This window comes from Streptomyces solincola, assembly GCF_002982015.1.
In the GTDB taxonomy this organism is placed as follows: Bacteria; Actinomycetota; Actinomycetes; order Streptomycetales; family Streptomycetaceae; genus Streptomyces; species Streptomyces solincola.
Window position 1 is genome coordinate 1 of record NZ_PVLV01000431.1, and the last position, 6,405, is coordinate 6,405.

Genomic DNA, 6,405 nt, shown 5'->3' on the forward strand with positions numbered 1-6,405 from the left:
GCCGGCGCCGAGCACCCGGGCCGCCTCGGCGGTGTCGCCGCGGGCCACCGCCGCCAGGCACAGCGCCTCCAGGCAGCCCCGGCCCCCGCATCCGCAGAGCGGCCCGTCCAACTGGAGGGTCTGGTGGCCGAACTCCCCCGCGGCGGTCCGGCCGCCCCGGTGGACGGCCCCGTCCAGCACCAGCCCGGCCCCCAGTCCCGTACCGACATGGAGGTACGCGAAGGAGCCCCCGGCGTCCTCGGGGGCGTCCCGCCGCAGGGCCAGCGCCAGCGCCGCCGCGTTGGTGTCCTTGTCCAGGACCACCGGCAGCCCGAGGCGGGCGGCCAGGGCGTCGCGCAGCGGGAAGCCGTCCCACTGGGGGAAGCCGGTCACCCGGTGCGGCACCCCGGCCAGGTGGTCCAGCGGCCCGGGCATCGCGACCCCGGCACCGAGCACCGGACGGCGACGGCCCTCGCGCGCGCCCGCGCCGGTCAGCGCGGCCACCTCGCCCTGCGCGGTCTCCATGACCACCTCCGCCCCCGCGCCCAGGTCGAGCGGGACGGTGTGCGCCCCGACGACGGTGCCCGCGAGGTCGACCAGGACGGCCGTCAGCTCGTCCCGGTCCAGGTGCAGCCCCACCGCGTGCGCCGCGCCCGGCACCAGCTTCAGCACGGTGCGGGGCTTGCCGCCGGTGGAGGCGCGGCGGCCGGCGTCCACCGCCAGGCCGTCCCCCCGCAGCCGCGCGGTGATCTTGCTGACCGCCTGCGGGGTGAGGCCGGTCTGCCCGGCCAGCTCCAGCCGGCTGACGCCCTCGGTCCCGGCGGCCCGCAGCAGGCCCAGCACCAGTGCGGTGTTGTGGCTGCGCAGCGCCGGCAGGTTGGCTCCCGTACCCGTGTTCACCGTCCCATTGTGGTGGTCGCTTGCAGTTTGGCAACAGCGTTGCTTAAGTGGACGGCATGACTGCCACCACCCCTCGCACCGCCGCCGCCCCGCTGCGGGTCGGGCTCGTCGGCTACGGCCTGGCCGGCTCGGTGTTCCACGCCCCGCTGATCGCCGCGACCGAGGGCCTTGCCCTCGACACGGTCGTCACCTCCAGCCCCGAGCGGCGCGAGCAGGCCCGGGCCGAGTTCCCGGACGTCTCCTTCGCCGGGTCGGCCGAGGAGCTGTGGGCCCGGGCCGGCGGGCCGGACGCGCTGGACCTGGTCGTCATCGCCTCGCCGAACAAGACGCACGTCCCGCTCGCCACCGCCGCGCTGAAGGCCGGGCTGCCGGTCGTGGTGGACAAGCCGGTGGCCGGCGCCGCGGCCGAGGCCCGCGCGCTGGCCGCGCTCGCCGAGGAGCGCGGCCTGCTGCTCTCCGTCTTCCAGAACCGCCGCTGGGACGACGACTTCCTCACCCTGCGGGCCCTGGTGGAGGGCGGCGAGCTGGGCGACGTGCTGCGCTTTGAGTCGCGCTTCGAGCGCTGGCGGCCCGAGCCGAAGGGCGGCTGGCGGGAGTCCGGCGCGCCGGAGGAGATCGGCGGGCTGCTGTACGACCTGGGCAGCCACGTGGTGGACCAGGCGCTGGTCCTGTTCGGCCCGGCGGTACGGGTGTACGCGGAGTCCGATGTGCGCCGGCCCGGCGCGGAGGCCGACGACGACACCTTCATCGCCGTCACCCACGCGAGCGGCGTGCGCTCCCATCTGTGGGTGAGCGCGACCGCCGCGCGCCTCGGCCCGCGCTTCCGGGTGCTCGGCTCGCGCGCCGGCTTCGTGACGTACGGCCTGGACCCGCAGGAGGCGGCGCTGCGGGCCGGCGAGCGCCCGGGCTCGGGAAGCTGGGGCGTGGCGGCAGAGTCGGCCCGGGGCACCCTGGGCGCCGGGGACGACGTGCGCCCGGTGCCGACCGTGCCCGGCGACTACCCGGCGTACTACGCGGCCGTCGCCGCCGCCCTGCGCGACGGCACGCCCCCGCCGGTCACCGCGGCGGAGGCGGCGCACGCGCTGGACGTGCTGGAGGCGGCCCGCCGGTCCGCCCGCGAGGGCACGGCGGTGGCGCTGTGAACGACGGGAGCAGCCACGTGCCGGACGAGAGCGACGTGCGCGGCACGACCGGCGAGGACGACGGGCCCGGGGCGACCGAAGGGCTCGGGATGACCGACGGGCGCGGGAAGACGGAAGGGAACGGGAAGACCGACGGGCGCGGGAAGACCGAAGGGCCCGGGGCGGCCGGAGGGCCCGGGACGACCGACGGGAACGGCATGAGCCGGGTGGGCGACCTGACCGACGACGAGCGCCTGGTCACCGAGGTGACCGCCCAGCAGCAGGAGCTGGTCCTGCCCCGGTTCACCCACGAGGACGCCTGGGCGCTCGGCTCCCTGCTGGTGGAGCTGGCCCGCGAGCGCCGCCTGCCGGTGGCGGTCGACATCCGGCGCGGGCCGCAGCAGCTCTTCCACGCCGCGCTGCCCGGCTCCAGCGCCGACAACGACGCCTGGATCGACCGCAAGCGGCGGGTGGTGGAACGCTACGGCGACAGCTCGCTGCTGGTGGGCGCGCGGTTCCGGGCCCGGGGCAGGGCCTTCGACGCCGACTCCCGGCTGGACCTTGACCGCTACGCCGCGCACGGCGGCTCGTTCCCGCTGATCGTGCGGGAGACGGGCGTGGTCGGCTCGGTGACGGTCTCCGGACTGCCCCAGCGCGACGACCACGCCCTGGTGGTGGAGGCCCTCACCGCGTTCGTCCGCGGAAGCCGGAGCTGACCGGGCGGTCTTCCGGAGGCGAGGGAAGTCGCCCCTGGAAGACCTCGCCCCGGAAGCCTCGCCCCCGTGAGGACGTCCGAAGTCCTCTCGCGCGTCTACGCGTCCTTGAGCTGCTGGCGCTGACGGCCGAGGCCGTCGACCTCCAGCTCCACGACGTCGCCGGACCGCAGGAACGGCTTGGGCTCGGGCTGGCCCATGGCGACCCCCGCCGGGGTGCCGGTGTTGACGACGTCGCCGGGGTACAGCGTCATGAAGTGGCTGAGGTAGCGGATCACCTCGCCCACCGGGAAGATCTGGTTCGCGGTGGAGCCGTGCTGACGGAGCTCCCCGTTGACCCACAGGCGCAGGTCCAGCCCCTGCGGGTCGGGCACCTCGTCGGCGGTCACCAGCCAGGGCCCCAGCGGGTTGAACGTCTCGCAGTTCTTGCCCTTGTCCCAGGTGCCGCCGCGCTCGATCTGGAACTCCCGCTCGGAGACGTCGTGCGAGACGGCGTATCCGGCGACGTGCGCCAGGGCGTCCTCGGCCGACTCCAGGTAGCGGGCGGTGCGCCCGATGACGATGGCGAGCTCCACCTCCCAGTCCGTCTTCACGCTGCCGCGCGGCACCAGGACGGTGTCGTCGGGGCCGACGACCGTGTCGGGCGCCTTGAGGAAGACCACCGGCTCGGCCGGGGTCGCGGCGCCCGTCTCGGCGGCGTGGTCGTGGTAGTTCAGACCGATGCAGACGACCTTGCCGATCCGGGCGACCGGCGGGCCGATCCGCAGCCCGGCGGCGTCCAGCGCGGGCAGCACCCCGGCCCCGGCGGCCGCCCGTACCCGGTCGAGCAGGGCGGCGTCCGAGAGCAGGTTGCCGTCGATGTCCGGGACGATGGCGGACAGGTCCCGCAGGACGCCGTCCCGGTCGAGCAGCGCGGGCCGCTCGGCGCCCGCCGTACCGACGCGCAGCAGCTTCATGGTCTTCTCCCTGTGGTCGAGGTGAGCCCCGGCCGATGGAGTGCGGCCATCGTCAGGATTGGCCGATCCTCCAAGAGTCCGTTCCGTCCCGCAAGACCCTGTTCACACCCTGGACCAGGCACGACGCCCACCGCGGCGGCCGGGACCGACGCCGACCCGGGCCGAGGGGCCCGGCCCGGCGCCGGCGGCGGCGCTCACGCGGTGGCGGCCGCGCCGAGTCCGCCGCGGTACAGGTAGGCCCGCTCGGCGGCGGTCCAGGCGGTGCTGGTCACCACGTACAGCGCCGCGGCGAGCGGGACCACGGCGACCGTGACGAGCGTCGCGTACCCGAGCAGCGGCATCACCTTCGTCAGACCGCCGACCGCCGCGCCGCCGGGGCCGTCCACCGCTGCCGGCGGCATCGCGGCCAGGTCCCGGCGGCCGCGCCGGTAGGTGTACGTGCCGATGGCCGCGACCAGCGCGAACAGCGCGACGTACACCAGCCCGGCCGGGCCGAACGGGCCGCCGGCCGCGAGGGCGTCGGCCCATCGTCCGCCGAGCGGGGCGGCCAGCAGGGTGTGGTCGCCCAGCCTCCCGCCGGAGAACAGGTGGAACATCAGCAGGAACGCCGGCGCCTGGGCCAGGCTCGGCAGGCAGCCGGCCAGCGGTGACACCTTCTCGGCGGTGTGCAGCTCCAGCACGGCGCGCTGCAACCGCTCCGGGTCCTTGGCGTGCCGCTTGCGCAGCTCGGCGATCCGGGGGGCGAGCCGCACCCGGGCCTGCTGCCCGCGCGCCGAGGCCCGGGACAGCGGATGGACGGCGAGCCGCACCAGGACGGTGAACAGCACGATGGCGGCGGCGGTCGCCGAGCCGTGGAAGGCGGGCTCCAGGAGGCGGGCGAGCTGCTCGACCAGCGAGGCGAAGACGGACATGGGAAGCGAACCCTCCAGGGGTGTCGTCGCACCGGGAATCGGAGAGACCGGACATGGCGTGCCGGTCGGAAGAACCGAGGGAACGGAAGGTCCGAAGGATTCGGACGAACCGTGGCAACGGCGTGACGACGGACCGCGGAGGCGCGGGGGCCCGGAGAAGGCGCGAGGACCCGGGGCGGCGCGCGGGACCCGGAGGAAGCGCGGGCAACTCCGAGAAGCGCGGGGGCGCCGGAAGAAGCGCGGGGCGCCCGGGAGAGCGCGCAGGGCCTGGGGAAGCGCAGGAGGTCCGGGAAAGCGCGGGACCCGGGAGCAGGGTGGTGAGCCGGGGCGGTGGCGTCCACCGCCGTCCGGCGCGCGACGCTCACGCGCCGCTGGCGCCCTACCCGGCCGTCGTCACCTGACGACCGGGCGCCCTGGGGCGTATGCGGCCCGCGGCGTCGGGATCCCGCTGGGGCAGGAAGGAGGTGCGCCGCCGACGGTCGCGCAGGGCGGTGCGCACCCGGCCTGGCGGCACCACCGGGACGAGGCAGGCGGCGAGGACGGCGCAGGCGACGAGCGCGGCGCCGACCGCGGACAGCGCGACCGCGGCGGACAGCGGGCCGCCGTCCGCGTACAGCGCGGAGAGCAGGCCGAGGGAGAGGAGGACGAGCAACAGCGGCCCGGCGGACCACGGCAGCAGCCGCGCACCGGCGCGCCCGCCGCCGACCCCGTACTGACCGCGTTGGTCGCTCCGGTGGTCTGCGTCCATGCCTCTCACCCCCCTTCGGCCACTGTAACGCCCGGCTCCCGCACGGAGTTCCCGAGGTCGGCCACGGCGTTCCGGAGCCTGCCCGCCCCGCTCCGGCGCACGGCAGTACGGTGTCATCCATGCGCCCCGACACGCCTGCCGATCACATCACCGAAGCCGAGCGCCTGCTGCGCACCGCGGCGCAGTATCCGGAGGACCGTGAACCGCTGCTGCTGCGCGCCGCCGCCCATCTGGAGGTGGCCGGGGAGCCGGCCCGGGCCACCCCGCTCTACGACGAACTGCTCGCCGCCGACGCCCCGGACAACCCCCAGCTCATCCGGGCCCTGAAGGCGGCGAACCTGTGGGAGTACGGCCACGAGGCCGAGGCCCGGGCCATCATCGCCGGGGTCCGGGCGACCCCTCCGGCGGACGCCGCCGCCTGGGAGGTGCTGGCCGAGACGCTGGAAGCCCACGACGAACTGGAGGCCGCGGAGGCGACGTTCAGCACCGCCGCCGAGGCGCTGGCGCCCACCGCCGACGACGAGGTCTCGCACCCCGTGCAGTCGCTGCTGACCGGGCGCCACCGGGTGCGCCGGCTGCTGGCGCTCGACCACGACGACTGGGACCGGGTGGCCGACCGGCTGCACACCGCACCGGTGCCGCTGGACGAACTGCACGACCCCAAGCGGCTGTGGGCGCTGGGCTCCTCCGACCCGGCCGAGCTCCAGGCGGAGATCGACCGGCTCCGCTCCGAGCTGGGCTCCTTCCGCGTGGCGCTGTCCCGCCCGTTCCCGGTGGCGGTGCTGCTGTGGTCGCGCGGGGAGCTGGACGAACTCCTCGCGGCGTACCCGGAGCTGGAGTCGGAGTACCCCACGCACCGCGCCCACCTGACCGACCTGGAGGCGTCGCTGCGCGAGCTGGCCGCCGCGGGCACCCCCAACCTGGGCGTGGTCCGCGGGACCGTCCCCTCCTACGAGGCGTTCGCCGCCTCCGAGCAGACCTCGCCGTCCAACGCCGCGCTGCTCCCCCAGTACGCCACCACCCTCGCCGCCCGCGGCCACGCCACCCCCTGGCCCCCGCTGCGCACGGCCCCCTGCT

7 protein-coding genes are annotated in these 6,405 nt (G+C 76.1%); 3 read left to right on the top strand and 4 right to left on the bottom strand.

All coding sequences use genetic code 11. The features are described from left to right. Positions 1-879, bottom strand: an 879-nt coding sequence (locus tag C6N75_RS23855) for an ROK family transcriptional regulator (RefSeq protein ID WP_105870958.1), incomplete at its 3' end; no start/stop codon positions are given. 56 nt (positions 880-935) lie between these two features. On the opposite strand from C6N75_RS23855, the gene C6N75_RS23860 reads away from it, so the two are divergent. Together C6N75_RS23860 and C6N75_RS23870 are read left to right on the top strand one after the other, a co-directional pair. Continuing rightward, positions 936-2,021: a Gfo/Idh/MocA family oxidoreductase gene (locus tag C6N75_RS23860; protein WP_105870959.1), complete on the top strand. Its 1,086-nt coding sequence runs from the start codon at positions 936-938 to the stop codon at positions 2,019-2,021. Between the two features lie 197 nt (positions 2,022-2,218). Then, positions 2,219-2,716, top strand: a complete 498-nt coding sequence (locus C6N75_RS23870; protein ID WP_105870963.1) for a heme-degrading domain-containing protein — start codon at positions 2,219-2,221, stop codon at positions 2,714-2,716. A gap of 95 nt (positions 2,717-2,811) precedes the next feature. On the opposite strand, the gene C6N75_RS23875 is transcribed toward C6N75_RS23870, so the two are convergent. The 3 genes from C6N75_RS23875 to C6N75_RS23885 form a co-directional block, all read right to left on the bottom strand. Further along, positions 2,812-3,669, bottom strand: a complete 858-nt coding sequence (locus C6N75_RS23875) for a fumarylacetoacetate hydrolase family protein (RefSeq protein WP_105870960.1) — start codon at positions 3,667-3,669, stop codon at positions 2,812-2,814. A gap of 194 nt (positions 3,670-3,863) precedes the next feature. Further along, a complete protein-coding gene (locus C6N75_RS23880; RefSeq protein WP_105870961.1) occupies positions 3,864-4,580 on the bottom strand; it encodes a YidC/Oxa1 family membrane protein insertase in 717 nt (238 codons plus the stop codon). A 379-nt stretch (positions 4,581-4,959) separates the two neighbouring features. After that, positions 4,960-5,328 carry a DUF6412 domain-containing protein gene (locus C6N75_RS23885; RefSeq protein ID WP_219852906.1) on the bottom strand — a complete coding sequence of 123 codons (369 nt, stop codon included), beginning with the start codon at positions 5,326-5,328 and terminating at the stop codon, positions 4,960-4,962. A gap of 119 nt (positions 5,329-5,447) precedes the next feature. Between C6N75_RS23885 and C6N75_RS23890 the strand changes: the two genes are divergently transcribed. Then, positions 5,448-6,405 (top strand): tetratricopeptide repeat protein (locus C6N75_RS23890; protein ID WP_105870962.1); only part of this gene is annotated, 958 nt, incomplete at its 3' end.

Coding starts and splice junctions, on each gene's coding strand:
- C6N75_RS23860 (WP_105870959.1), top strand. CDS start 936: ATGACTGCCACCACCCCTCGCACCGCCGCCGCCCCGCTGCGGGTCGGG.
- C6N75_RS23885 (WP_219852906.1), bottom strand. CDS start 5,328: ATGGACGCAGACCACCGGAGCGACCAACGCGGTCAGTACGGGGTCGGC.
- C6N75_RS23870 (WP_105870963.1), top strand. CDS start 2,219: ATGAGCCGGGTGGGCGACCTGACCGACGACGAGCGCCTGGTCACCGAG.
- C6N75_RS23880 (WP_105870961.1), bottom strand. CDS start 4,580: ATGTCCGTCTTCGCCTCGCTGGTCGAGCAGCTCGCCCGCCTCCTGGAG.
- C6N75_RS23875 (WP_105870960.1), bottom strand. CDS start 3,669: ATGAAGCTGCTGCGCGTCGGTACGGCGGGCGCCGAGCGGCCCGCGCTG.